Origin of the sequence: Acidovorax sp. SUPP950 (genome assembly GCF_030158935.1) — a bacterium.
GTDB lineage: Bacteria > Pseudomonadota > Gammaproteobacteria > Burkholderiales > Burkholderiaceae_C > Paracidovorax.
This window is the reverse complement of record NZ_BQXE01000002.1, coordinates 514,333-538,809: the sequence shown is the minus strand read 5'-3', so window position 1 is coordinate 538,809 and position 24,477 is coordinate 514,333. Positions and strand designations below refer to the sequence as shown.

28 protein-coding genes are annotated in these 24,477 nt (G+C 69.9%); 5 read left to right on the top strand and 23 right to left on the bottom strand.

What is annotated here, in order from left to right:
- The first annotated feature begins 46 nt into the window (after window positions 1–46).
- A complete protein-coding gene (locus AVME950_RS11575; protein ID WP_284429935.1) occupies window positions 47–1,252 on the top strand; it encodes a spherulation-specific family 4 protein in 1,206 nt (401 codons plus the stop codon).
- 171 nt (window positions 1,253–1,423) lie between these two features.
- Here AVME950_RS11575 and hisA read toward each other — a convergent pair whose 3' ends face one another.
- Genes hisA through AVME950_RS11540 form a run of 7 tightly spaced genes read right to left on the bottom strand, consistent with a single transcriptional unit; the run spans window position 1,424 to window position 6,895 of the window.
- On the bottom strand, window positions 1,424–2,170 hold the full coding sequence (gene hisA, locus AVME950_RS11570; RefSeq protein ID WP_284396741.1) for a 1-(5-phosphoribosyl)-5-[(5-phosphoribosylamino)methylideneamino]imidazole-4-carboxamide isomerase: 747 nt from the start codon (window positions 2,168–2,170) through the stop codon (window positions 1,424–1,426).
- A gap of 57 nt (window positions 2,171–2,227) precedes the next feature.
- Window positions 2,228–2,896 (bottom strand): imidazole glycerol phosphate synthase subunit HisH, encoded by a 669-nt coding sequence (gene hisH / locus AVME950_RS11565; protein WP_284405133.1) that lies wholly within the window; start codon window positions 2,894–2,896, stop codon window positions 2,228–2,230.
- A gap of 51 nt (window positions 2,897–2,947) precedes the next feature.
- Complete coding sequence (gene hisB, locus AVME950_RS11560) at window positions 2,948–3,586, bottom strand: imidazoleglycerol-phosphate dehydratase HisB (RefSeq protein WP_284429934.1); 639 nt, start codon at window positions 3,584–3,586, stop codon at window positions 2,948–2,950.
- On the bottom strand, window positions 3,583–4,713 hold the full coding sequence (locus AVME950_RS11555; protein ID WP_284429933.1) for a pyridoxal phosphate-dependent aminotransferase: 1,131 nt from the start codon (window positions 4,711–4,713) through the stop codon (window positions 3,583–3,585). The genes hisB and AVME950_RS11555 overlap by 4 nt, the downstream gene beginning before the upstream one ends.
- Window positions 4,710–5,162, bottom strand: a complete 453-nt coding sequence (locus tag AVME950_RS11550; protein ID WP_284429932.1) for a PIN domain-containing protein — start codon at window positions 5,160–5,162, stop codon at window positions 4,710–4,712. Before AVME950_RS11550 ends, AVME950_RS11555 begins: the two co-directional genes overlap by 4 nt.
- The gene (locus tag AVME950_RS11545) at window positions 5,159–5,383 is read right to left on the bottom strand and encodes a CopG family transcriptional regulator (RefSeq protein ID WP_284396732.1); all 225 of its coding nucleotides are present in this window, start codon (window positions 5,381–5,383) and stop codon (window positions 5,159–5,161) included. The genes AVME950_RS11550 and AVME950_RS11545 overlap by 4 nt, the downstream gene beginning before the upstream one ends.
- A 60-nt stretch (window positions 5,384–5,443) precedes the next feature.
- Window positions 5,444–6,895 carry an aminotransferase-like domain-containing protein gene (locus AVME950_RS11540; protein WP_284429931.1) on the bottom strand — a complete coding sequence of 484 codons (1,452 nt, stop codon included), beginning with the start codon at window positions 6,893–6,895 and terminating at the stop codon, window positions 5,444–5,446.
- Between the two features lie 152 nt (window positions 6,896–7,047).
- Between AVME950_RS11540 and AVME950_RS11535 the strand changes: the two genes are divergently transcribed.
- Entirely contained in the window at window positions 7,048–7,416 is a 369-nt protein-coding gene (locus tag AVME950_RS11535) for a DUF2917 domain-containing protein (RefSeq protein ID WP_284429930.1), read from the top strand.
- On the opposite strand, the gene hisD is transcribed toward AVME950_RS11535, so the two are convergent.
- From hisD to AVME950_RS11455, 16 genes are all read right to left on the bottom strand, one after another.
- On the bottom strand, window positions 7,413–8,726 hold the full coding sequence (gene hisD / locus AVME950_RS11530; protein ID WP_284429929.1) for a histidinol dehydrogenase: 1,314 nt from the start codon (window positions 8,724–8,726) through the stop codon (window positions 7,413–7,415). The genes AVME950_RS11535 and hisD overlap by 4 nt on opposite strands.
- A 45-nt stretch (window positions 8,727–8,771) precedes the next feature.
- Complete coding sequence (locus AVME950_RS11525; protein WP_272567598.1) at window positions 8,772–9,125, bottom strand: hypothetical protein; 354 nt, start codon at window positions 9,123–9,125, stop codon at window positions 8,772–8,774.
- 116 nt (window positions 9,126–9,241) lie between these two features.
- Complete coding sequence (gene hisG / locus AVME950_RS11520) at window positions 9,242–9,886, bottom strand: ATP phosphoribosyltransferase (RefSeq protein WP_372588159.1); 645 nt, start codon at window positions 9,884–9,886, stop codon at window positions 9,242–9,244.
- Window positions 9,887–9,956: 70 nt separating this feature from the next.
- Window positions 9,957–11,240 carry a UDP-N-acetylglucosamine 1-carboxyvinyltransferase gene (murA, locus tag AVME950_RS11515; RefSeq protein WP_284410983.1) on the bottom strand — a complete coding sequence of 428 codons (1,284 nt, stop codon included), beginning with the start codon at window positions 11,238–11,240 and terminating at the stop codon, window positions 9,957–9,959.
- 94 nt (window positions 11,241–11,334) lie between these two features.
- The gene (locus tag AVME950_RS11510) at window positions 11,335–11,577 is read right to left on the bottom strand and encodes a BolA family protein (protein ID WP_272567594.1); all 243 of its coding nucleotides are present in this window, start codon (window positions 11,575–11,577) and stop codon (window positions 11,335–11,337) included.
- A 37-nt stretch (window positions 11,578–11,614) separates the two neighbouring features.
- Window positions 11,615–12,370: an ABC transporter permease gene (locus AVME950_RS11505; protein ID WP_272567593.1), complete on the bottom strand. Its 756-nt coding sequence runs from the start codon at window positions 12,368–12,370 to the stop codon at window positions 11,615–11,617.
- Window positions 12,367–13,344 (bottom strand): ABC transporter ATP-binding protein, encoded by a 978-nt coding sequence (locus AVME950_RS11500; protein ID WP_284429927.1) that lies wholly within the window; start codon window positions 13,342–13,344, stop codon window positions 12,367–12,369. The genes AVME950_RS11505 and AVME950_RS11500 overlap by 4 nt, the downstream gene beginning before the upstream one ends.
- Before the next feature lie 174 nt (window positions 13,345–13,518).
- The gene (locus AVME950_RS11495) at window positions 13,519–13,788 is read right to left on the bottom strand and encodes an STAS domain-containing protein (RefSeq protein WP_284426007.1); all 270 of its coding nucleotides are present in this window, start codon (window positions 13,786–13,788) and stop codon (window positions 13,519–13,521) included.
- A gap of 22 nt (window positions 13,789–13,810) precedes the next feature.
- Complete coding sequence (locus AVME950_RS11490; RefSeq protein WP_284429926.1) at window positions 13,811–14,455, bottom strand: MlaC/ttg2D family ABC transporter substrate-binding protein; 645 nt, start codon at window positions 14,453–14,455, stop codon at window positions 13,811–13,813.
- Window positions 14,456–14,595: 140 nt separating this feature from the next.
- Complete coding sequence (locus AVME950_RS11485) at window positions 14,596–15,360, bottom strand: MlaA family lipoprotein (RefSeq protein ID WP_284429925.1); 765 nt, start codon at window positions 15,358–15,360, stop codon at window positions 14,596–14,598.
- Window positions 15,357–15,860 (bottom strand): outer membrane lipid asymmetry maintenance protein MlaD, encoded by a 504-nt coding sequence (gene mlaD / locus AVME950_RS11480; protein WP_284396724.1) that lies wholly within the window; start codon window positions 15,858–15,860, stop codon window positions 15,357–15,359. The genes AVME950_RS11485 and mlaD overlap by 4 nt, the downstream gene beginning before the upstream one ends.
- Window positions 15,861–15,898: 38 nt before the next feature.
- Window positions 15,899–16,681: a lipid asymmetry maintenance ABC transporter permease subunit MlaE gene (mlaE, locus tag AVME950_RS11475; RefSeq protein ID WP_272567584.1), complete on the bottom strand. Its 783-nt coding sequence runs from the start codon at window positions 16,679–16,681 to the stop codon at window positions 15,899–15,901.
- Window positions 16,678–17,496, bottom strand: coding sequence for an ABC transporter ATP-binding protein (locus AVME950_RS11470; protein WP_284426005.1), 819 nt, complete (start codon window positions 17,494–17,496; stop codon window positions 16,678–16,680). The genes mlaE and AVME950_RS11470 overlap by 4 nt, the downstream gene beginning before the upstream one ends.
- Window positions 17,497–17,702: 206 nt before the next feature.
- Window positions 17,703–18,494, bottom strand: a complete 792-nt coding sequence (locus AVME950_RS11465) for an amino acid ABC transporter ATP-binding protein (RefSeq protein ID WP_284429924.1) — start codon at window positions 18,492–18,494, stop codon at window positions 17,703–17,705.
- Window positions 18,475–19,128 carry an amino acid ABC transporter permease gene (locus AVME950_RS11460; RefSeq protein WP_272567580.1) on the bottom strand — a complete coding sequence of 218 codons (654 nt, stop codon included), beginning with the start codon at window positions 19,126–19,128 and terminating at the stop codon, window positions 18,475–18,477. Before AVME950_RS11460 ends, AVME950_RS11465 begins: the two co-directional genes overlap by 20 nt.
- 191 nt (window positions 19,129–19,319) lie before the next feature.
- A complete protein-coding gene (locus AVME950_RS11455; RefSeq protein WP_284429923.1) occupies window positions 19,320–20,120 on the bottom strand; it encodes an amino acid ABC transporter substrate-binding protein in 801 nt (266 codons plus the stop codon).
- A 360-nt stretch (window positions 20,121–20,480) separates the two neighbouring features.
- Here AVME950_RS11455 and AVME950_RS11450 point away from each other — a divergent pair, with 360 nt between their 5' ends.
- Genes AVME950_RS11450 through AVME950_RS11440 form a run of 3 tightly spaced genes read left to right on the top strand, consistent with a single transcriptional unit; the run spans window position 20,481 to window position 24,474 of the window.
- Window positions 20,481–21,050 (top strand): sigma-70 family RNA polymerase sigma factor, encoded by a 570-nt coding sequence (locus AVME950_RS11450; protein WP_284429922.1) that lies wholly within the window; start codon window positions 20,481–20,483, stop codon window positions 21,048–21,050.
- Window positions 21,047–22,024 carry a FecR domain-containing protein gene (locus AVME950_RS11445; protein ID WP_284429921.1) on the top strand — a complete coding sequence of 326 codons (978 nt, stop codon included), beginning with the start codon at window positions 21,047–21,049 and terminating at the stop codon, window positions 22,022–22,024. The genes AVME950_RS11450 and AVME950_RS11445 overlap by 4 nt, the downstream gene beginning before the upstream one ends.
- Window positions 22,024–24,474 carry a TonB-dependent siderophore receptor gene (locus AVME950_RS11440; RefSeq protein ID WP_284429920.1) on the top strand — a complete coding sequence of 817 codons (2,451 nt, stop codon included), beginning with the start codon at window positions 22,024–22,026 and terminating at the stop codon, window positions 24,472–24,474. The genes AVME950_RS11445 and AVME950_RS11440 overlap by 1 nt, the downstream gene beginning before the upstream one ends.
- Window positions 24,475–24,477: the final 3 nt, after the last annotated feature.

Genomic DNA, 24,477 nt, shown 5'->3' with positions numbered 1-24,477 from the left:
TGTCCGACACCTCACCCTTCCCTTTCCCGCTGCAAAGGATATCCCCATGCCACGCATTCCCGCCCGCATCACCCTGGTTGCCCGCATCACCCGCTGGTGCGGCCTGTCCCTTGCCGCCTTGCTGGCCGCCTGCGGCGGTGGCGGTGGAGGGGGCTCCACCGACCCGACGACACCGGTGACCCCCACTCCGACCAGCATCGCCATCACCCTGAACGCTCCGCAAGCCGAGGCCGTGTTCAATGCGAATGCCGCCCTGGCCATCAGCGCGCGCGTCACGGTGAACGGCGCCGACGCGGCCGATGGCACGGCGGTGAACTTCTCCGCCCTGCCCGGCGCGTTCTCCACCACCAGCGCGACCCGCGCAGGCGTGGCGACCGCCACCCTGTCCGGCGCCGCGGCAGGCCGGCAGGAGATCAGCGCCACCACCAGCGTATCGGGCCAGTCGGTCACCGCCACGCGCGTGGTGTATCTGCGCCCAGCACCCGCGGCACTGGAGGTGCTGGTGCCTGCCTACTTCCACCCCTCGTCGGGCCAGGGCTGGGCCCTGCTGGCCAGCGGTGCGGCGGCCAATCCGGCGGTGTCCATCACCGCGATCCTGAATCCCAACAACGGGGTGTTCACCACGGCCGAGGCCAGCTATGTGAGCGCCGTCGATGCGTTCGTTTCCGCGGGCGGCAAGGTGGTGGGCTATGTCTATACCGGCTACGGCACGGGCTCGCGGTCGCTGGCCAGCATCAAGGCCAACATCGACAACTACATCGCGCTGTTCGGGCGCGAGGCGATCAGCGGCATCTTCCTGGACGAAATGGCCTCCGAGACCACGCGGCTCGACTTCTACCGCGAGATCTACAGCTACATCAAGGCCAAGGACGCCAGCCTGCGCGTGATCGGCAACCCCGGCATGGTGCCTGCCGCCGGCTATGCCGCGGTGGCCGATGTGCTCGTCACCTTCGAAGGGCGCAACAGCACCTACGCCAGCTACGACCCGCGCACCACGCCCTGGCTGTACACCCTTGCCAACAGCCGCCAAAGCTCGCTGGTGCACAACACCGCCACCTGCGCCGACATGCAGCAGGCCGTGCAGACGGCCGCCTCGGCCCGGTACAACGCCGGCCCCATCTACATGACGAACCTCGAATACGACCCGGTGGCGGATGTCGGCAACCCCTGGGACGCCCTGCCTTCGTACTGGACGAACCTGCTGCAGACCGTGTCCGCGGTGAACCAAGGGCGGGCCGTCACGGGCTGCTGATCCCGAAGCGCGCCTGGCGCCGGCGTTGCCTGGCGCTCAGTGGCAATCGCGTTGGATGGAAAGCCGCCGGACCGATGGTCCGGATGGCACAGCACCGGGGCTTGCAAGGACCGGCGCCTGAAAACCCGCCTCAGCCGCCGCAAGGCATCCTGAGGCGGCCGGACTGAGGCGTCAGGCAGCGCCGTTCAATTCGTCCGCACGGGCCTGCGCCGCGGCGAAATCCAGGTCGCCGGAATAGATGGCGCGGCCACAGATCACGCCTTCGATGCCTTCACCTTCCACCGCGCACAGCTGCTCGATGTCGGCCATGTTGGCCAGGCCGCCCGAGGCGATGACCGGAATGGTGAGCGATTGCGCCAGCTTGACCGTGGCGTCAATGTTGATGCCCGAAAGCATGCCGTCGCGGCCGATGTCGGTGTAGATGATCGACTCCACGCCCCAGTCCTCGAACTTCTTGGCCAGATCGACCACCTCGTGGCCTGTGAGCTTGCTCCAGCCGTCGGTTGCGACCTTGCCGTCCTTGGCATCCAGGCCCACGATGATGTGGCCGCCGAAGGCGCTGCAGGCGTCTTTCAGGAACCCGGGGTTCTTCACGGCGGCGGTGCCGATGATCACGTAGCGCAGGCCGCCGTCGATGTACTTTTCGATCGTGTCCAGGTCGCGGATGCCGCCGCCGAGCTGCACGGGGATGTCGTCACCGACTTCCTTCAGGATGGACTTGATGGCCGTGTAGTTCTTGGGCGTGCCGGCGAAGGCGCCGTTCAGGTCCACCAGGTGCAGGCGTCGCGCCCCGGCTTCCACCCACTTGCGGGCCATGGCGCCCGGGTCTTCTCCGAAGGTGGTGGATTGGTCCATGTCACCTTGCTTGAGGCGCACGCAGTGTCCGTCCTTGAGGTCGATGGCGGGGATGAGCAGCATGATGGAAAGGCTAAGGATGTGCCAGGTCGGGCCGCAGGCCCGGCAAGGGGTTGAAGATCAGGGATTCCAGTGAAGGAAGTTGCGATAGAGCGCCAGGCCGTGCTCCGCGCTCTTTTCCGGATGGAATTGCGTGGCAAAAATATTATCGCGCGCAATCGCCGCTGCAAAGGGGCCGCCGTAATCGGCCTCGCCCGCGCAGTGCGCCGCATCCCGCGGGCGCGCATAGAAGCTGTGCACGAAATAGAAGTAGCTCTGGTCCGGCACGCCGGCCCACACCGGGTGCGCCGCGCCGCCATGGCGCACCTGGCCCACGCGGTTCCAGCCCATCTGGGGCACCTTGTAGCGGCTGCCGTCCGGCTGCTGGCGGCCGGCCAGGTCGAACTTGAGCACTTCGCCGTGGATGAGCGACAGGCCGGGCGTGTCGCCCTCGGCGCTGCGGTCCAGCAGCATCTGCATGCCCACGCACACGCCGAACATCGGCTTGGACGCAGCGGCCTCCAGCACCGACGCCTGCAGGCCCGATTCGCGCAGTTCGCTCATGCAGTCGGGCATGGCGCCCTGTCCCGGCAGCACCACGCGCTGCGCGGCGCGCACGTCCTCGGGCCGCGAGGTGACCACGACGGTCCAGCCGGTGCCCTCGGCTGCGGCCTGGACGGCCTGCGAGACGGAGCGCAGGTTGCCCATGCCGTAGTCCACGACGGCCACGGTTTTTGCTTCACTTTTCATAGCTGCTTGCGCATGTTGGATGAGCGCTGGAGGCCCATGGAGCCGAAAACCTCAGAGGGACCCTTTGGTGGAGGGAATGACACCGGCCGCACGGGGGTCGCGCTCCAGCGCGGCGCGCAGCGCGCGGGCGAAGGCCTTGAACACCGTCTCGCACTGGTGGTGGGCATTGATGCCCTTGATGTTGTCGATGTGCAGCGTGACGCCCGCGTGGTTCACGAAGCCCTGGAAGAATTCATACGTGAGCTGCGTGTCGAAGCCGCCGATGCTGCCCGCCGTGAACGGGATGTGCAGGTGCAGCCCCGGGCGGCCCGAGAAGTCGACCACCACGCGCGACAGCGCCTCGTCCAGCGGCACATAGGCATGGCCGTAGCGACGGATGCCCTTCTTGTCGCCCACGGCCCGCGCGAACGCCTGGCCGAGCGTGATGCCCACGTCTTCCACCGTGTGGTGGCCGTCGATGTGCAGATCGCCCTCGCATTCGATGCGCAGGTCGATCAGGCCGTGGCGCGCGATCTGGTCGAGCATGTGGTCGAAGAAGCCGATGCCCGTGGACAGGCGCGCTTCGCCCGTGCCGTCGAGGTTCACGCGCACGTGGATGCGGGTTTCCGCCGTGGTGCGGGACACCTCCGCGATGCGGTCGGCGTCGGGGCTGTCGGACAGGGCGGAAGGAACGAGTGCAGAAGAGGTCATAGGGAGGCCTGGAGCGCGGCGAGCATCTGGGCGTTGTCGGCCGCATTGCCGACCGTGAGGCGCAGGCAATTGGCCAGCAGTGGGTGCATTGTAGAAACGTTCTTGACGAGCACCTTGCGGGCCTTCATGCCCTCGTAGGTGCGGGCGGCATCGGCCACGCGCAGCAGCACCATGTTGGCCTCGCTGTCCCAGACCTTCTCGACGCCCGGCAGCACCCTCAGCGCAGCCAGCAGCGCGGCGCGCTCGTGCCGCAGTTCGGCCGCCTGGGCCGCGAACACGCCCGCATGCTCCAGGGCGAACAGCGCGGCCTCGCAGTTGAGCACGCTCACGTTGTAGGGTGGGCGCACCTTGTCGATCTCGGCCACCAGCGCGCTGGGCCCCATCAGGTAGCCCAGCCGCACGCCGGCCAGGCCGAACTTGCTGAGCGTGCGCATCAGCAGCACGTGCGCGTTGCGCCCGGGCTCGGCGCGCATGCGATCGATCCAGGTGCGGCTGGCGAAGGGCTGGTAGGCCTCGTCCATGGCCACGATGCCGCCTTGCGCGCCCGCGGCGTCGATGATGCGCTGCACCGCGCCTTCGTTCCACAGCGTGGCGGTGGGGTTGTTGGGGTAGGCGATGTAGGTGATGGCCGGGCGGTGCCGGGCGATGGCCGCGAGCATGGCCGGCTCGTCGAGCTCGAAGTCGGCCGTGAGCGGCACGCCGACGAAGTCCAGCCCCTGCAGCTGCGCGCTCAAGGGGTACATCACGAAGCCCGGCATGGGTGCGAGCAGCGTGGCGCGCTGGCCGGTGCCGGGCTGCGCGCAGGCCAGCGCCAGCAGCGTGATGAGTTCGTCGGAGCCGTTGCCCAGCACGATGGCGTGGCCGTCCGGCATGCCCACGTAGTCAGCCAGCGCGGCCTTCAGGTCGGCGATGCGGTCGCCGGGATAGCGGTTGAGCGCCAGCGCGCCCAGCCGCTCGCCCAGGGCCGCCTGCAGCTCCGCCGGCAGGCGGAACGGGTTTTCCATCGCGTCCATCTTGAGCAGGCCGGCCGAGGGCTGCACGGTGTAGGCGTGCATGGCGCGCACGTCGGGGCGGATGCGGTCGAGGGCGCTGGGCGGCGTGGCAGCGGGGGTGGCGGGGCTCGTCATTCGGCGGTGTCCAGTTCGTGGGGAGCGATGAGGAAGGGGTTGATGGGGCGAACGGCGTCCATGGGCTGGTCGTGCGGCAGTGCCTCGGTCAGCAGGTAGCGGCAGCCCTGCTGGTGCGCGGAGGAGAGGATGAGCGCATCCCAGTAGCCCAGGCCGTAGCGGTCCTGCAGATCCCACGCGCCGTCGACGGTGTAGGCGTCCAGGTGCGGCGGCTGCCACACCCGAAAGCGCCGCACCTGCGCGCGCACCTGCTGCAGCGTGTGCGGCCCCCGAAAGCGCTGGATGGCCTGGTTGTACAGCTCGTTGAGCACCTGCGAGCTGACGCGGCCGCTGCGTGTCTGCCAGCAGAACGTGAGCCATTCGCGCGCACGCGCCTGCCGGGCCGGATCGCGGTCGTCCACGCTGGACAGCAGCACTTCGGTGTCGACGAAGATCGGGGTCGTGCTCATCGCTGGAACAGGATTTCGCGCGGCACATAGGGCCCGTCGGAGGCGCCCCAGCTCTCGAAGCTCAGTGCCTCTCGCATGGCCTGGGCATAGGCATCTTCCTGCCGCATCTTCTCGGCCAGCCATTCGCCCACCAGGCGCGACACGCTGCTGCCCCGCTTGGCCGCTTCCACGCGCACCCACTCGGCTGCGGCGTCGTCCATGGTGATGGTCACGTTCTTCATGGGATAAATGCTACACGAACTTCGTGGTGCACGAAGTTCGTGTGATTTTCCTGTGGGGTCTCAAGCCACACGCATGGCGGCCGACCGCAGCATGCGGGTGGCCGTCTCCCCCACCTTGCGCAAGCCCTGCAGGTGCGCGGGCGTCCAGTCGCCGCCCACGCCGATGCGCAGGCAGTTGCGAAACCGCCCGCTGGCGCTGAACACCGTGCCCGGCGCGATGAGCAGGCCGTCGGCCAGGCAGGCCTCGTGCAGCAGCACCGAGTCGAGGGCGCGCGGCAACTCCAGCCACAGCAGCAGGCCGCCCGGGGGATCGCTGACGCGCGTGCCCGGCGGAAAATGCGCGGCGATCACACCGCGCACCGCGTCCATGCGGGCCGCGACCGCCGCGCGCAGTTGCCGCATCGATGCCGCATGGCCGGCCTGCGTGATGAGGTCGGCGAGCGCCAATTCCAGCACCGCAGACTGCCCGCCGGCCTGCAGGTCCTTGATGGCCCGCATCGCCTGGCTCCAGCGGCCCGCCTCCACCCAACCCAGGCGCAGGCCCGGCGCCAGGGTCTTGGAAAACGAATCGCACAGCATGACGTGGCCGGTGGTGTCGTACGACTTGACCGTGCGGCGCAGCTCGTCCACTTCCACGAGGTCGTTGTAGATCGCGTCCTCGATCACGGCCATGCCGTGGCGCGCGGCCATGTTCGCCAGGCGCCGCCGCTCGGCCTGCGGCATGCAGCTGCCCAGCGGGTTGCTGAGCGTGGGCACCACCATCACGGCCTTGACGGGCTGCGTCTCCAGCGCCAGCTGCAGCGCGTCCAGCGACAGGCCGTGGCGCGGATGGGTGGGGATTTCGAGCGCGCGCAGGTGCAACCCCTGCAGCACCTCCAGAAACGAGAAGTGCGTGGGCGACTCCAGCGCCACGATGTCGCCGGGCCGCGTGGCCGCCCGCAGGCACAACACGATGCTGTCCATGCAGCCCCCGGTGATCACGATGTTCTCGGGGTCGAGGCTGCAGCCCAGCCCCACGGCATAGCGGGCGAGCGCGCGGCGCGCCTCCTCGTGGCCGGACGAGGACGGATAGGTGCACAGCAGGTGGCGGTGGCGCTGCGCCGCGCGGGTGACGGCGCGCCGCACCCGGTCGGGGTTGAAGAGTTCGGGCCCGGGCGTGCCGCTGCTGTACGACACCATGTCGGCCGGCTGATCGCGTCCCAGGATGCGCTGGCCCAGCCAGTCCACCGAAACCTCGCGCGCACGGCGCAGCGGGCGTGGCGTGGTCGGCTCGGGCAGGCTGGCGGGGCGCGCCGCGACGAAGAAGCCCGAGCGCGGGCGCGCGGTGATCAAGCGCGCATCCTCCAGCCAGTGGTAGGCCTGCACCACGGTGCTCTGGGCCACTGCCCGCTGACGCGCCAGTTCGCGCACCGACGGCAGTTTTTCGCCCCGTGCCAGCGTGCCGTTGCGCACCAGCTCGGCCAGTTGCGCCGCGATCTGCAGATAAAGGGGCGTGGTGTCGGCGGCGTCCATCGTGCGATTCTGTACTGCCCAGCAATGGATGCAGCAGTACAGATGGGTGCCAACCGGTACCACACAGATGGCCCTGCGGCGCATCTGCACTGGCCGACATGGCGGGCGACTGTGGCTGGTGCGCCCTGGCACGCCCGAGCACAGTCGATCCCATGAAGTCCCTGACGCACCCCACCCCGGCCGCCCGGCCCTCCTTGCCTGCCGCCGCCGTCCCATCGGCCACACACCGGACCCTGCGGCCGCTCGCACCCGTGCAGACCCTCGCCTGCCCGGCCCATCAGTCCGCCGTGCTGGAGGTGGTGCAGGGCTGCGCCTGGGTCACCTGCGACGGCTGCGAGGAAGACTATTTTCTGGCGGCCGGCGAGCGCCTGGACCTGCACGGCCCCGCCACGCTGCGGGTGAGCGCCGAAGGCGCGCAGGCCGCGCGGCTGGCCTGGCGGTGCGGGCCCGCCGCCCATGGCGGCACCCGCGGTGCGCAGGGGCCCGCGCGGGCGGCCCGCGTGGAGGTGGCCCGTGTTTAGGGCTTGATGCGCATCTCGGCCGCCCGCGCGTGGGCCTGCAGGCCCTCGCCGTAGGCCAGCTCGGCGGCGATCTTGCCCAGCGTCTGCGCACCGGCCTCGCTCACCTCGATGAGGCTGCTGCGCTTTTGGAAGTCGTACACGCCCAGCGGCGACGAGAAGCGGGCCGTGCCGCTGGTGGGCAGCACGTGGTTGGGGCCGGCGCAGTAGTCGCCCAGCGATTCGCTGGTGTAGGCCCCGAGAAAGATCGCCCCGGCGTGCCGCAGCAGCGGCTCCCAGCGGTGGGGCTCGCGGCTCGAGACCTCCAGGTGCTCGGGCGCGATGCGGTTGCTGATGGCGCAGGCCTCTTCCATGTCGCGGGTGAGGATCAGCGCGCCGCGGCCGGTGAGGCTCCTGGCGATGATCTCGGCACGGGGCATGGTGGGCAGCAGCCGGTCGATGGCGGCCTGCACCGCGTCGATGTAGGCGGCGTCGGGGCTCAGCAGGATGGACTGCGCGAGTTCATCGTGCTCTGCCTGGCTGAACAGGTCCATGGCCACCCAGTCGGGCGGCGTGGAGCCGTCGGCCAGCACCAGGATTTCGCTCGGGCCGGCGATCATGTCGATGCCCACGGTGCCGAACACGCGCTTCTTGGCGCTCGCCACATAGGCATTGCCGGGCCCGGTGATCTTGTCCACCTTCGGAACGGTGGCCGTGCCATAGGCCAGTGCGGCCACGGCCTGCGCGCCCCCCAAGGTGAAGGCACGCGTCACGCCGGCCACGTGGGCGGCGGCCAGCACCAGCGGGTTGCGCGCGCCCTGCGGGGTGGGCACCACCATGATGATCTCGCCCACGCCCGCCACGTGCGCGGGAATGGCGTTCATCAGCACGCTCGAGGGGTACGCGGCCTTGCCGCCGGGCACGTAGATGCCCACGCGGTCGAGCGGCGTGACCTTCTGGCCCAGCAGCGTGCCGTCCTCGTCGCGGTAGCTCCAGCTTTCGCCGCTGGCCTTGCGCTGCGCCTCATGGTAGCGGCGCACGCGCGCAGCGGCAGCCTCCAGGGCCTCGCGCTGCGCGGTGGGAATGGCCTCGAAGGCGGCCTTCAGTTCGTCCTGCGACAGCTCCAGCCCGGCCATGGAATCGGCCTGCAGGCCGTCGAAGCGGCGGGTGTATTCCAGCACGGCCGCGTCGCCGCGGGCCTGCACGTCGGCCAGGATGTCGGCCACGCGCTGCTCGATGGCGGCATCGGTCTCGGCGGACCAATGCAGGCGGTCCCGGAACGCGGCCTCGAAATCGGCGCTATCGGTACGCAAACGAACAGGCGTGGCTTTCATGGCTTTTCTATCTCTATCGCGAAGGGGAAGAAGGGGCCGCCGGGCTCATTCGGTCTCTGCCGACACGTCGCCCGTCTTGCGGTTGTACTTGAGCGTGATCTTGTCGAGTTCGCAGAGGTTGAGACCCTCCCACTCGACTTCCGAGGCGTCGTCGGTGAACACGACCTTGATGTCCTGGATGCAGTGCTTGGTGTCGCCGAACTTGAACTTGCGCGAGGCGCCGTTCACCAGCTGGTTGCGGCCCAGGCGGTCGCTGCCCCACTTGTCCATCTTGGTGGGCGAAATATAGACCTCGTTGAGCGCATAGCCGGTGCGATTGACCAGCGTGAAGTCGGCATCGGCGGCAAACGAGGCGCCGCTCAGCGCCAGACAGCCCAGCACCAGGATTTTCTTGAACATGGAACACCTCAGATTTTTGAAACAAAAGATGCATCGAGAAACAATTTTCTCGACACAGCCCGGATTCTGCCCCGTCCTGGCCGGCGTGGGATTCGATCTGAGGCACCCGCGCAACGTCAGCCGCCGGCGGGGATGACCGACGCGAACGCGTCGATGATGCGGCGCAGCGGCGCCTGCTTGAGCTTGAGCGCCGCCTGGTTCACCACCAGGTGCGAGCTGATGTCCATGATCCGCTCCACCTCCACCAGGTGGTTGGCCCGCAGCGTGTTGCCCGTGGACACCAGATCGACGATGGCATCGGCCAGCCCCGTGAGCGGCGCCAGTTCCATGCTGCCGTAGAGCTTGATCATGTCCACGTGCACACCCTTGGCCGCGAAAAAATCGCGCGCGATGGCGGTGTACTTGGTCGCCACCCGCAGGCGCGAGCCCTGCTGCACCGCGCGGACGTAGTCGAAGTCGTCCCGCACCGCCACGCTCACCCGGCACTTGGCGATCTGCAGATCCAGCGGCTGGTACAGCCCCTGGCCGCCGTGCTCGATGAGCGTGTCCTTGCCCGTCACGCCCAGGTCGGCGCCGCCGTACTGCACGTAGGTCGGCACATCGGATGCGCGCACCAGCACCACGCGCACGTCGGGCTGGTTGGTGGTCAGGATGAGCTTGCGCGACTTCTCGGGGTCGTCCAGCACCGCAATGCCGGCGGCGGCCAGCATGGGCAGGGCTTCGTCGAAGATGCGGCCCTTGGACAGGGCAAGAGTGATCATGGTCATAGGGGTGAAGAAAAAAGGAACCCGGCCGCCACGCGCCATGGAACCGGGCAGCAGCGAAGGCGGCTCATGCCGCCCTCTCGATGTCGGCCCCGAGGCCGCGCAGCTTGGCTTCCATGCAGTCGTAGCCGCGGTCCAGGTGGTAGATGCGGTCCACCACGGTGGCGCCGTCCGCCACCAGCCCGGCGATGACGAGGCTGGCCGAGGCGCGCAGGTCGGTGGCCATCACCGTGGCGCCGGACAGGCGCGCGGCCGTGCTGCCCAGGCCCTCGATCACCGCGACCTTGCCATCGGTCTGGATCCTGGCACCCAGGCGCGCGAGCTCGTCCACGTGCATGAAGCGGTTCTCGAAGATGGTCTCGGTGACCGTGGAGGTGCCCTGCGCCACCACGTTCAGCGCCATGAACTGCGCCTGCATGTCGGTGGGAAAGCCGGGGTACTCGGTGGTGCGAAAGCCCTGCGCGCGCAATTGCGCGGCGCCCGGGCTTTTGACGCGGATGCCTTCCGGCTCGGCCTGCACCTGCACGCCGGCTTCGCGCAGCTTCTCGATCACGGCGTCCAGGTGGTCGGCGCGGCCGTGGCGCAGCAGGGCCTCGCCGCCCGTGGCCGCCACGGCGCACAGGAAGGTGCCGGCCTCGATGCGGTCGGCCACCACGCGGTGCGTGGCGCCGTGCAGGCGCTCCACGCCCTGGATGCGGATGCGGCTGGTGCCGTGGCCTTCGATCCGGGCGCCCATGGCGATCAGCATCTCGGCCAGGTCGGAAATCTCGGGCTCCTGCGCGGCGTTCTCCAGCACCGTCTCGCCCTCAGCCAGCGTGGCGGCCATGAGGAAGTTCTCGGTGCCCGTCACGGTGACCATGTCGGTGGTGATGCGCGCGCCCTTCAGGCGCGTGGCGCCCGCCGGCAGCCTGGCGATCATGTAGCCGTGCTCCACCAGGATCTCCGCGCCCATGGCGGTCAGGCCCTTGATGTGCTGGTCCACCGGGCGCGAGCCGATGGCGCAGCCGCCCGGCAGCGACACGGTCGCCTCGCCGAAGCGCGCCAGCAGCGGCCCCAGGGCCAGCACCGAGGCGCGCATGGTCTTGACCAGCTCGTAGGGCGCCTCGGGCGTGGAGAGCGCGCCCGCATCGATGCGCACCGTGCCGTCCGGCGAGCGCTCGGCCGCCACGCCCATGTTGCGGATGAGCTTGAGCATGGTCGCCACGTCCTGCAGCTGGGGCACGTTCAGCAGCGTGACGGGCTCGGCCGTGAGCAGCGCCGCGCACAGCTCGGGCAGGGCGGCGTTCTTGGCGCCGGAAACCAGCACCTCGCCATGCAGCGCGCGGCCGCCGCGAATCAGGAGTTTGTCCATGGCATCGAGCCCGGTGTTTCAGTCAAAAGTGCCGCCAGCGCAATCAGTACTAGGGCATATAGCTATCAAAAAGTGAGCAACCAACCACAGGCCATCAGGCGCCCTGCGCGGCCCACTCGGCGGGCGTGAAGGTCTTCATGGACAGCGCATGCACCTCGTCGGTCTGCATGCGGGTGCCCAGCGTGGCATAGACGCGCTGGTGGCGCTGGATGGCACGCTTGCCCTCGAACTCGGCCGAGACGATGGTGGCGTACCAGTGCCGTCCGTCGCCTTCCAGCGCGAGGTGCTCGCAAGGCAGGCCGGCGGCGATGAGGTCTTTGAGTTGGTCGGCGGTCATGGATGGGCTCGGGGGTCGTGGGTGCGTCGTCGCGTCGTCAATTGCGAATCTTGTAGCCGGTGCGCAGCAGGTGCACCGCCAGCGCGCTGACCAGCAGCCAGGCGATGCCCACGATGCCCAGGCTCAGCCACGGCGACGTGTCGCTCTGGCCGAAGAAGCCGTAGCGAAAGCCGTCGATCATGTAGAAGAACGGGTTCAGGTGGCTCACCGTCTGCCAGAACGGCGGCAGCGACTGGATGGAATAGAACACGCCCGACAGGAACGTCATGGGCACGATCACGAAGTTCTGGAACGCCGCCATCTGGTCGAACTTGTCGGCCCACAGCCCGGCGATCAGCCCCAGCGTGGACAGCAGCGCCGCGCCCAGCAGCGCGAACGCCAGGATCCACAGCGGCGCGGCGAAATCGGGCCGTGCGAACGCGAGCGTCACCACGAACACGCCCAGTCCCACGACCAGCCCGCGCACGATGGACGAGCCCACGTAGGCCACGAACCACGCCCAGTGCGACAGCGGCGTGAGCAGCACGAACACCAGGCTGCCCATGATCTTGCTCTGCACCAGGCTGGAGGAGCTGTTGGCGAAGGCGTTCTGCAGGATGCTCATCATCACCAGCCCCGGAATCAGGAAGGCGGTGTAGCTGATGCGGTCGTACACCTTCACGTGGTCTTCCAGCACGTGGCCGAAGATCAGCAGGTACAGCACGGCCGTGAGCACGGGCGCGGCCACGGTCTGGAAGCTCACCTTCCAGAACCGCAGCACCTCTTTGTAGAACAGGGTCTGCCAGCCGGTCATAGGCGCACCCCGCCTTCGGCCGTGGCCTCGGGTCCTTCGGGCGGCGCGGGCTCGCGCGCCGGGTCGGGGTAGCTGCTTTGCGCCATCACGTTGAGGAACACGTCCTCCAGATCGGCCTTGCGGATCTCCACGTCGTGCACGGCCACGCCCGCGGCGCGCAGCACGGCCAGGTGCCGCTCGATGTCCTGCGCGTCCTGCGCGGGCAGCTGCACCACGCGGCCGGTCACCCGGGCGATGGCCGCCAGGGCGGGCGGCAGCACGTCATCGGTCTTGAAGCGCATCACGTTCGTCGAGGCCCCGTGCAGCAGGTCGGAGGTGGTGGACAGCGCCACCATGCGCCCGCGCTTGAGCATGGCGATGCGGTTGCACAGCGCCTCGGCCTCTTCCAGGTAATGGGTGGTGAGCAGCACCGTGTGGCCTTCCTTGTTCAGACGGGCGACGAAGTGCCACAGCGTCTGGCGCAACTCGACGTCCACGCCCGCCGTGGGCTCGTCGAGCACGATGATCGGCGGCTTGTGCACCAGCGCCTGGGCCACCAGCACGCGGCGCTTCATGCCGCCCGAGAGCTGGCGCATGTTGGAGCCGGCCTTGTCGGCCAGGCCCAGGTTTTCCAGCAGCTCGTCGATCCAGGCCTCGTTGTTCTTCACGCCGAAGTAGCCGGACTGGATGCGCAGCGCCTCGCGCACGTTGAAGAACGGGTCGAACACCAGCTCCTGCGGCACCACGCCCAGCTTGCGGCGGGCGGCGGCGAAATCGGCCTGCACATCGCTGCCCTGCACGCGCACGTGGCCGCTGGTGGCACGGGCGAGGCCGGCAAGGATGCTGATGAGGGTGGTCTTGCCCGCGCCGTTCGGCCCGAGCAGGCCGAAGAACTCGCCCTCCTCGATGTCCAAGCTGACGTTGTCGAGCGCCTGGAAAGGGCCTTTGGGCGTGGAATAGGTTTTGGAGACGGACTGGAAGGAGACTGCGGGCATGGGAGCCGGTGATTTTACGGCGTGCCGGCAACCGGTGCCCGCGCAAGGCGATGGGAAAGAAAAACAGCGATGGACGGCGACTCGCGCCCGCACGGGGCAGCGCGAGAACCAGGCGGTGCGGCAGCCAGGCAACAGACGGGCCGGCGCCCCGTGCAGGCGCCGCACCCGAAGGGCTCAGGCGGCCGGCAGCAGCTCGCCCACCCCGTACAGGCCGGCGAGCTTTTGCAGCCCGTCCGGCAGCGACTTCACCTCGAACCGCTTGCCGTCCAGCAGCGCGGCGCGGCGGCAGCCCAGCAGCACCGCCAGCGCCGACGAGTCGAACGTGGTCAGCGCGCTGGCATCCACCACCAGCAGCTCGTCGCGGTGGGCCTTGAGCCCCTGCAGCAGCATGCGCAAGCTCGCATTGGCCTGCGCATGGGTCAGTTCCGAAGGAAGCACCAGCATCGCGATCGGCTCCGGCGAACGGTCAGCCGCCCTTGGCGGCGTTGGCCTTGTTGCGGGCCACCAGCGACTCGATCAGGCCGTCCACGCCCTTGGCGTTGATCTCCTGCGCGAACTGGCCGCGGTAGGTTTCCACCAGCCACACGCCGAGCACATTCAGGTTGTAGATCTTCCAGCCGGCACCGTCGCCGGGTGTCTTCTCCAGGCGGTAGTCGAGCTGGATCGGGTCGCCACGGCCCTGGATCTCGGTGCGCACCAGCACGTCCTTGTCGTCGGCGGCCATGCGCAGGGGCTTGACGGTGATGGTCTGGTCGTTCACCTGGCTCAATGCGCCGGAATAGGTGCGCACCAGCAGCGTCTTGAACTCGTCCTGCAGCCGCTTTTGCTGTTCGGGCGTGGCCTGGCGCCAGCCCGGGCCCACGGCCGCGGCGGTCATGCGGCGGAAATTGACGTGCGGCAGGATGGTCTTGTCGACCAGCGCCATGATCTTGTTCACGTCGCCGGCCTTGATGCTCTTGTCGTTGCGGACGGTTTCCAGCACGTCGGCCGACAGGCGCTTGACCAGCGCATCGGGCGCTTCTTCGGCGGCCAGTGCGGACAGCGGGGCGCCGAGCCAGAGCACGGCGGCGGTGCAGAGGGCGGCATGGCCCAGGGTGCGTCGATTCATCATCAGTGTCGTTCCTTCCTCTGGCACGCCCAGATGGCGTCCCTTCGATTCGTTCATTCTCGGGTCGGGCCTTCGCCAGGATGCGTCGGCCCGGTGCACGGATGCAAGCAACTGCAACCGCGCCGCGCCAAGGCCGAGGCCCTTCAGCGCGCCGGCTCTTCGGGCAGCTTGCCGCCGCCGTCGTCGTATTCTTCCTCGCCGCTGTTGGCCGGCGCGCCGCCTTCCTGGCTGCGAACCTGTAGGAACACATCGCGCGTGAAGCTGTACTTGTCGAGCGCCGCGGTGTCCAGCACCGAGCTGGCGCGCAGCAGGTTGGAGCGGATGTTCACCACGCGCAGGGCATACAGCGAGTTGCGCGCCGACACCGGGTCCACGTACGAGACGAGATCGCCCTTGGCATCGACCGGCAGCGCGAGCGTGTCGCGCACGGTGGACGGGCCCAGCAGCGGCAGCACGAGGTACGGGCCGGTGGGGATGCCCCAGTGGCCGAGCGTGAGGCCGAAGTCCTGCTTGGCGCGGTCCACGCCCATTTCGCTGGCCACGTCGAACACGCCCCCTAAGCCGAACACCGTGTTCACGTTGAAGCGCACCAGGCTGTTGAGCGCGCCCTCGCCGCGCAGCTGCAGCAGGTTGTTCACGAACGACCAGGCATCGCCCAGGTTGGAGAAGAAGTTGCTCACGCCGGTGCGCACGGGCGCGGGCGTGATGTCGCGGTAGGCCGTGGCGACCGGCCGCAGGATGATCGAATCGACGTTGTCGTTGAAGTTCGTCATGCTGCGGTTGTAGGGCTCCAGCGGGTCACGCGGGTTGGCCCCGGGGCCGCTGGCGCAGCCCGTCAGGAAGAGCGCGCCCAATGCCAGTGCGCTGCCGTGGGCCAGAGCCCGTTTCATGGTCGTTGTTGTCGTCATTTTTTGCCACCTGTGCTGGAGGAAGGCGCGCTGCTGCTGTTGCCGCCGCCCTCTGCCTTGCCATAGAGAAATTGTCCGATCAGGTTTTCCAGCACCACGGCCGACTGGGTGGAGGAGATCTTGTCGCCTTCCGCCAGGTTGGCTTCGTCGGCACCGGCCTGGATGCCGATGTACTGGTCGCCCAGCAGGCCGCTCGTGAGGATCTTGAGCGAGCTGTCCTTGGGGAACGCATAGCGTTTTTGCAGCTCCAGCGTCACCTTGGCCTGGAAGCTCTTGTCGTCGAAGGTGATGGACTGCACGCGGCCGACCACCACGCCGGCGCTGCGCACCGCCGCCTGGGGCTTCAAGCCGCCGATGTTGTCGAACAGCGCGGTGACCTGGTAGCCGGTCTGGAAGTTCAACTTGAGCAGGTTGGCGGACTGCAAGGCCAGAAAGACCAGCGCCGCGCCGCCCAGCAGGACGAACAGGCCGACCCAGATATCGTTCTTGGAATGCTGCATGGTGTGTGTTTCCTAGGGGTTGCGGGCGTGCGGCCCCGTCAAATACTGAACATCAGGGCGGTGAGGACGAAGTCCAGCCCCAGCACGGCGAGCGACGCCATCACCACCGTGCGCGTGGTGGCCCGCGACACGCCTTCGGGCGTGGGCTTGGCCAGGTAGCCCTGCAGCAGCGCGATGAACGTGACGGTAACGCCGAACACGAGGCTCTTGAGCACCCCGTTGCCCACGTCCTTCCACACGTCCACGCCGCCCTGCATCTGGCCCCAGAAGGCGCCGCCGTCCACGCCGATCATGAGCACGCCCACGATCCAGCCGCCGATCACGCCCACCGCGCTGAACACCGCGGCCAGCAGCGGCATGGTGAACACGCCGGCCCAGAAACGCGGCGCGAGGATGCGGCGCACCGGATCGACGGCCATCATCTCCATGGCCGAGAGCTGCTCGCCCGCGCGCATGAGGCCGATCTCGGCGGTGAGCGAGGTGCCCGCGCGGCCGGCGAACAGCAGCGCCGTGACCACCGGGCCCAGCTCGCGCACCAGCGACAGCGCCACCAGAAGGCCCAGCGATTCGGCCGAGCCGTAGCGCTGCAGCGTGTAGTAGCCCTGCAGGCCGAGCACGAAGCCCACGAACAGGCCCGACACGGCGATGATGGACAGCGAGTAGTTGCCCAGGAAATGGATCTGGTCGCGCACCAGCCCCGGGCGCTGCAGCGTGGGGCCGATCAGGGCCACCAGCCGGCCGAACAGGCGCGCCGCGCGGCCCACGCCGGCCAGATGGCTGCGCACCGCGAAGCCCACATCGGAGGGACGCCACCAGCTCATCGCGCACCTCCGGGGGTCGGGCCGAAATCCTGCGCCACGTCGGGGCCGGGGTAATGGAACGGCACGGGGCCGGTGGGCAGCGCGTGCACGAACTGGTGCACCAGCGGGTCGCGGCTGGCGCGCACCTCGTCGGGCGTGCCCTGCGCGGCCACGGTGCCGGGGCCGAGCACGATCACGTGGTCGGCCACGCGGAAGGTCTCTTCCACGTCGTGCGAGACGATGAGGGTGGTCAGGCCCATGGCGTCGTTCAGCTGCCGGATGAGCTGGGCCGCCGTGCCGAGGGAAATGGGGTCGAGCCCGGCGAAGGGCTCGTCGTACATGATGAGTTCGGGGTCCAGCGCGATCGCCCGGGCCAGCGCCACGCGCCGGGCCATGCCGCCCGAGACCTGGCTGGGCATGAGGTCGCGCGCGCCGCGCAGGCCCACGGCGTTGAGCTTCATCAGCACGATGTCGCGGATCAGCTCCTCGGGCAGGTCGGTGTGCTCGCGCAGCGGAAAGGCCACGTTCTCGAACACGCTCATGTCGGTGAACAGCGCGCCGAACTGGAACAGCATGCCCATGCGGCGCCGCGCGGCGTAGAGCGTGGCGGCATCCATGCGGCCCACGTCCTGGCCGCCGACCAGAACCTCGCCCTGCTGCGCCCGCTGCTGCCCGCCGATGAGGCGCAGCACCGTGGTCTTGCCGCCGCCGGAGGCGCCCATGAGCGCCGTGACCTTGCCGCGCGGCACGGACAGCGAAACGTCGCGCAGGATGTCGCGCTCGCCGTACGAGAACGTCACGTTGCGCAGTTCGACCAGAAATGGGTGCTCAGGCATTCAGAGGGATGAAGAAGGGGACCAACCGGTGATTGTCGCGGGTCAGGGCAAACCCCGGGCATGCGATGGTAACGCAAACATACATGCATGGATGTTTGCAAAAATCCAGGGGGCAAGAATGCTCATTTTTCGATAGCGACATGCCCTAGTGATGATTGCCCTGGAAGCCGATTTGGCTTGGATTTTTACCGGCCACCCAATGCCGGTCAAAGCATGCTGCGAAGAAATGCCTGGGTGCGCGCATGTTGCGGATTTGCGAAAAACGCCGCCGCCGGGGCCGATTCGATCAGCTCGCCCCGGTCCATGAACACCACGCGGTGGGCCACCTCGCGCGCAAAGCCCATCTCGTGGGTGACGACCAGCATGGTCATGCGGTCGCTGGCCAGCTCGCGCATGGTGCGCAGCACCTCGCCGGTCAGCTCGGGGTCGAGGGCGGAAGTGGGCTCGTCGAACAGCAGGATGTCGGGCTCCATGGCCAGTGCGCGGGCGATGGCCACGCGCTGCTTTTGCCCGCCCGACAACCGGCCGGGAAAGTGGTCGCGCTTGTCCGACAGGCCCACCTTGGCCAGCAGCGCCTCGGCGCGGGCCACCGCGGCCTCGCGCGGCATGCCGCGCACCACCATGGGCGCCTCGATCAGGTTCTGCAGCACGGTCAGGTGCGGGAACAGGTTGAACGACTGGAACACCATGCCCATCTTGCGGCAGATGCCGCGCACGCGGGCCTCGGGCACGTAGGTGCAGCGGCCCGCCGCGTCGGTGGTCGCCAGCGCCTCGCCTTCGATGGCGATGTGGCCGCTGTCGATGGTCTCCAGGTGGTTCAGGCAGCGCAGGAAGGTGCTCTTGCCCGAGCCCGAGGGCCCGATCACCGCCACCACCTCGCCGCGCCCGAGGGTGAGCGACACGTCGCGCAGCACCGGCGTGCCGCCGAAGGCCTTGTGCAGGCCGCGCGCCTCGATCATGGGCACCGCGCCCGCCGCGTCAAGCGTCGTGTCTGGCATAGCGTTTCTCCAGGCGCTGGAAGCCCCAGGTGAGCACCAGGGTCATGGTCAGATAAAAAGCCGCCGCCACGATGAACGGCGTGGTGGTGAAGTCGCGCTGCACGATGCCGCGCGCAGCGCGCAGCAGGTCGTTCAGGGCCAGCACGTAGATGAGGGAGGTGTCCTTGACCAGGGTGATGGTCTCGTTGCTCATGGGCGGCAGGATGCGGCGCACCATCTGCGGCAGCACGATGCGGCGCATGGTCTGCCCGTAGGTCATGCCCAGCACACGGGCGGCCTCGTACTGGCCCCGGTCCACCGACTGGATGCCGGAGCGGAAGATCTCCGCGAAGTACGCCGCGTAGTTGAGCGCGAAGGCCACCACGGCGGCGGGAAAGTCCGGCAGCCGCACGCCGATGACCGGCACGAACGGCAGCGCGAAATAGATGAACAGCATCTGCAGCATGAGCGGCGTGCCGCGCATGAGCCAGATGTAGCCGTTGACCAGCGCCGACAGCGGCGCCAGGCGCGACACGCGCGCCAGCGCCAGTGCGAGCCCGAGCGGCACGGCCAGCACCAGCGTGATGGCGAAGAGCTTCAGCGTGACCGCGGCGCCCTGCGCCATCGGCCCCAGAAGGGAGAGAACGTAATCCATCTATGAGCTACGAGAGTCCATGGCTAAACGACTGCGGCCGGCAAGGCCTGCAACCTGGGCAACTGGCGCGGCCCGATACCAGCGGCAGCCGCGCAAGGGCCGCCCCGCCGCGCCGGCTGCGTCCCCCTTCCCGCATCACGCAGTGAGGCGAGAGAAGGGGGAAGGCGCGCAGCGCCTCAGGGGGTTGTTCTTTATTTGACGATGTTCTTGCCGAACCACTGCGTGGCGATCTTTCCGGCCGTGCCGTCCTGCTTCATGTCGGCCAGGGCCTTGTCCAGGCGGCCCTGCAGCGCGGTGTCGTCCTTGCGCACGCCCACGCCGTAGTCTTCGGTGCCGAAGTGCTCGTCCAGCACGGCGTAAGCGCCGGGCTTCTTGGCCACGTAGTAGCGGCCCACCACTTCATCGACCACCACGGCTTCCAGGCGGCCGGTGGACAGGTCCATCAGCGCCGTCACGTTGTCGCCGAAGGTCTTGAACTCCTTGAACGACTTGAACACGGCGTCTTCCTTCTTGACCGCATCGACCGCGCTGCTGCCCTCCTGCGCGCCCACCACCTTGCCGGCCAGATCGGCCTTGGCCTTGATGGGGGACTGGGCCGACACCACGACGATCTGGTGGTTCTCCATGTACGGCGCGGTGAAGGCGATGTTCTGCTTGCGCTCGGGCGTGATGGTCAGCCCGTTCCACAGCGCATCCACGCGCTGGCCGGACAGCTCGGCCTCCTTGGCGCTCCAGTCGATCGGCTTGAACTCCACCGCCACGCCCATGCGCTTGGCAGCTTCGCGCGCCATGTCGATGTCAAAGCCCACCAGTTCGTTCTTCTCGTCGCGAAAGCCCATGGGCGGGAAGTTGTCGTCCAGGCCCACCACGATCTTGGTGGCGGCGGCCGGTGCGGGGGTGGCGGCCGCAGCGGGCTGCGCGCTGTCGTTCTTGCCGCAACCGGCCAGCAGGGCGCCCAGGGACATCAATAAAACGGCTGCAATCTTTTTCATGGCGTATCGGGTGTTCCAGAGAGACGAAAAGCAATGCGCGCGGCGGCCCGGGACAGCGGGCGGCCACGCGCGAAGGGGGTGGGACCAGGCCGGTATTGTCTCCGACCGCGCGAAACGCGCCCCAAGGCGGTGCAGCGCGCGCCAGCAGATGAGAACCAAAATGGCCTGCAGCGCAATCATCACTAGGGCATACCGCTATCATTTAAATAGCAAACCAAAACCAGAAGGGTGCACCAGAAGGCATCCCGGCCCGGGCAACGGGCCCGTGGTCGGGCCACCGCCCACGGATGAGATAATGCGATGCATTCTCATTGACCGCCCGCCGGGCGTTTACCCATCGGATTCCCGCCCGTGGCTCCCGTGTCCGCCGCCCACCACGCCGCCGCGCCCGCCCCTGGGCCGGCCGAAGAGATCGGCCGCCTGTACGGCGCGCACCACCGCTGGCTGCTGGGCTGGCTGCGCGCGCGGCTGGGCTGCCCCGACCAGGCGGCGGACCTGGCGCAGGACACCTTCGTGCGGCTGCTCGCCCACCGGCTGGGCGCCGAGGCCGGCACCGAGGCCGGCACCGAGGCCGACGCACACGCCGCCACGCCCCGCGAGCCCCGGGCCTACCTGGTCACCGTGGCGGGCCGGCTCGTGGCCAACCACTTTCGCCGGCTGTCGCTGGAGCGCGCCTGGCTCGACGCGCTGGCCACGCTGCCCGAAGCGCAGTGGCCCTCGGCCGAGCAGCACGCCATGGCCCGCCAGGCGCTGCACCGGCTGGATGCGGCCCTGGCCGGCCTGCCCGAGCGCGCGCGGCGCGCCTTCCTGCTGTCGCAGATCGAGGGGCAGGACTACGCCCGCATCGCCGCCACGCTGGGCGTGACCGAGCGCAGCGTCAAGCGCTACATGGCGCAGGCCTTCGAGGCCTGCATCCTGGCGGTGGATTGAGCCCCGCCGCCGCACCTTTGCCCCCGGACCGCGCCGCCGTGCGCGCGGCGGCGCAATGGCTGGCCCGGCTGCATGCCGGCGACGCCACGGTGCAGGACCACGCGGCCTGCGAGCGCTGGCGCAACGAGCACCCCGAGCACGAACGCGCCTGGCAGCGCGCGCAGCGCATGCAGGCGCAGCTGGCCCTCGTCGGCCCGCCGCTCGCGCAGGCCGTGCTGGGCCGGGCGCGCGGCAACGGGCGGCGCCGTGCGCTGCGCGCGCTCGGCGGCCTGGCCGTGGCGCTGCCCGCCGCGCACCTGGCCTGGCGCCAATGGGGCGAGGCCTTCACGGCCGACCACCGCACGGCGCGGGGCGAGCGCCGCGACCTCGTGTTGCCCGACGGCACGCGCCTGTGGCTCAACACCGCCACGGCCATCGACGTGGCCTATTCGCCCGCGCAGCGCACCGTGCGGCTGCTGCACGGCGAGGTGCTGGTGCAGACCGGCGCCGACGCCGGCGCGCCCGGCCACCGCCCCTTCGTGCTCGCCACGCGCGAAGGCGAGCTGCGCCCGCTGGGCACGCGCTTCGTGGCGCGCGACGCGCCGGACGGCTGCCGGCTCACGGTGCACGAAGGCGCCGTGGCCGTGCGCACCGCGCAGGGGCTGGCGCAGACCGTGCCGGCCGGGCAGGCGCTGCGCTTCACCGCCGGCCGGATCGCGCCGATCGCGCCCGCCGACCCGTTCGCCGGGCGCTGGACCGAGGGCCTGCTGGTGGCGCGCAACCAGCCGCTGGGCGAGTTCCTCGAAGACCTCGCCCGCTACCGTGCCGGCGTGGTGCAGTGCGACCCGGCAGTGGCCGCGCTGCGCATCACCGGTGCCTTCCAGATCGACCGCAGCGACGCCGTGCTCGACGCCCTGCCCCGCACCCTGCCGGTGCGCGTGGCCTGGCGCACGCGCTACTGGGCGCGGGTGCTGCCGGCCACCGTGCAGGACTGATGGCAGGGCGGATGGCCGGGCTGCGCACGCGGGCGGGCTGCCTGGCGCTGTGCCTGCTGGCGGGCGCGGCCGCGGCGCAATCACCCGCCCCCGCGCCGCGGGCGGTCGAACTGCCCCCGGGCCCGCTGGCCGACCGGCTGCCGGCCCTGGCGGCGCAGACCGGGGCCTCGGTGCAGGCCGATGCGGCGCTGCTGCGCGGACTGCAGGCGCCCGGCGTGGCGGGCCGGTTCACACCCGCCGAGGCACTGGCGCGGCTGCTGGCGGGCACGGGGCTCGCGGCAGCCGAGGAGGCGCCCGGCGTCTTCGTGCTGCGGCCCGCAGGCGCCATGGCCACCGCGCCCGCCGCACCCGCGTCGGCCCTGCCCGGGCCGGACGCCGCCGTGCTGCCCGTGGTGCGCGTGACCGCCCTGCGCGAGGCCGGGGGCACCGACGCCGCCCTCGGGAGCGGCAACGGCCGCGGGGCCGGCGCCGCCACGCGCACGGCCACGCCCGCGCTCGCGGTGCCGCAGGCCCTGTCCACCCTGCCGCGCCCGACCTTGGACGCCCTGGGCGCCACGCGCCTGGACGACGCGCTCGACTACGTGCCCGGCGTGTCGCGCCAGAACGACTTCGGCGGCACCTGGGACAACATCGCCCTGCGCGGCTTCGCCGGCCACGAGGACACCGGCATGAGCCTGCTGCGCAACGGCATGGCCGGCAACCGGGGCTACAACGCGCCGCGCGACACGGCCAACGTGGAGCGCTTCGAGTTCCTGCGCGGGCCCGTGGCGGCGCTGTACGGCGTGTCCGAGCCCGGCGGCACGCTCAACGTGGTGACGCAGCCCGCGCCGTGGGAGCCGCTGCGCACGATCGAGGCGAGCCTGGGCCGCTGGAACACAAGGCGCGCCGTGCTCACGCTCGGCGGCCCGCTGGATGCGTCGGCAGGCACCGCGCCGGAGTCGGGCGAACCCGCGCGCATCGCCTACCGCCTCACCGCCGTGGGCGAGGACAAGGGCAGCTTTCGCGAGCAGGTGCGCACGCGCCGCGACATGCTGGCGCCGGCGTTCACCTGGCGCCTCGCCGAGGCCACCACGCTGCGCTACGACGGCGAATGGCTGCGCCAGCGCGCGCCGCTGGACCGGGGCGTGGTGGCACTCGGCGGGCAGGTGGGCACCGTGCCGGTCACGCACTTCTATGGCGATCCCGGCGACGGCGACCTGGCCATGGTCAACCAGACGCACCAGTGGCTGCTGGACCACGCCCTGGCCCCCGGCTGGCGCGTGCATGCGGGGCTGATGGCGCGGCGCGGCACCATGGTGGGCTTCACCACCTACGGCCACGGCTACGGCGAGGCGCTGGCCGACCTGGAGGCACGCGGCTGGCTGTGGCGCCAGCGGCGCTGGCGCGATTTCGCCTCCAGCGACCGCTCGGGCCAGCTCGATCTGCAGGGGCAGTGGGAGGCGGGCGGACTGCGGCACACGCTGCTGGCGGGGATGGAGGTGTTTCGCTTCCGGCTCTCGCAGGTCATGCAGCAGTCGCCGGCCGGCACCTGGCAGGCCGATGGCATCGACGTGCGCCAGCCCGTGTACGGCGACGAGCGGCCGGCGACGCAGGATTTCCTGTCCACCGACGAGCACCAGCGCGGCCTGGGCCTGTACCTGCAGGACCAGATCGAACTGGCGCCGCGGTGGCAGGCGCTGCTGGGCCTGCGCCACGACCGCTTCCGGCAGGCCGTGGACGACCGGCTGGCCGGCGGCACGCGGCGCCAGTCGCAGGGCGCCCTGTCGCCGCGCGCGGGGCTGACCTGGCTGCCCGTGCCGGGCTGGGCGGTGTATGCCAGCGTCGGCGCCTCGTTCCGCCCGAACGTGGGCGTGGACGTGCAGGGCGGCGCCTTCGCGCCCGAGAAAGGCCTGGCGCGCGAGATCGGCGTGAAGTGGCAGCCGCCCGAGGGCCCCCTGTCGGCGTCGCTCGCGCTCTACGACATCGCCAAGCGCAATGTGCTCGTCACCGACCCGCAGCACCCGGACCACAGCGTGGCCGCCGCCCGCGTGCGCAGCCGGGGCGCAGAGTTCGAGCTGGCGGGCCGGCCCGCGGCCGGCTGGAGCGTGGTGGCCGGCGGCGCCTGGCTGCAGCGGTCGCTGCCGCAGTTTCCGCGCGCGAGCGGCAGCCTGCTGCTGGTGCGCGAATGGGCGCTGGACGGCAGCGTCGGCGGAGCGGGCGGGCACACCGTCGGCCTCGGGGGCGGGCTCACGCACGTGGGCGAGCGCACGGGCGATGCCGGATCGCCCCGGCTGCCCGCCTACACCACCATGCGGCTGCTGGCGCACTGGCAGGCAGGGCCCGCGCTGCGCCTGTCGCTGCAGGTGGACAACGCGTTCGACAAGCGCTACTACGCCAGCGCCTACAACCGCGTGTGGGTGGTGCCCGGCGCGCCGCGCCACGTCACGCTCACGGCCAGGCACACGTTCTGACCG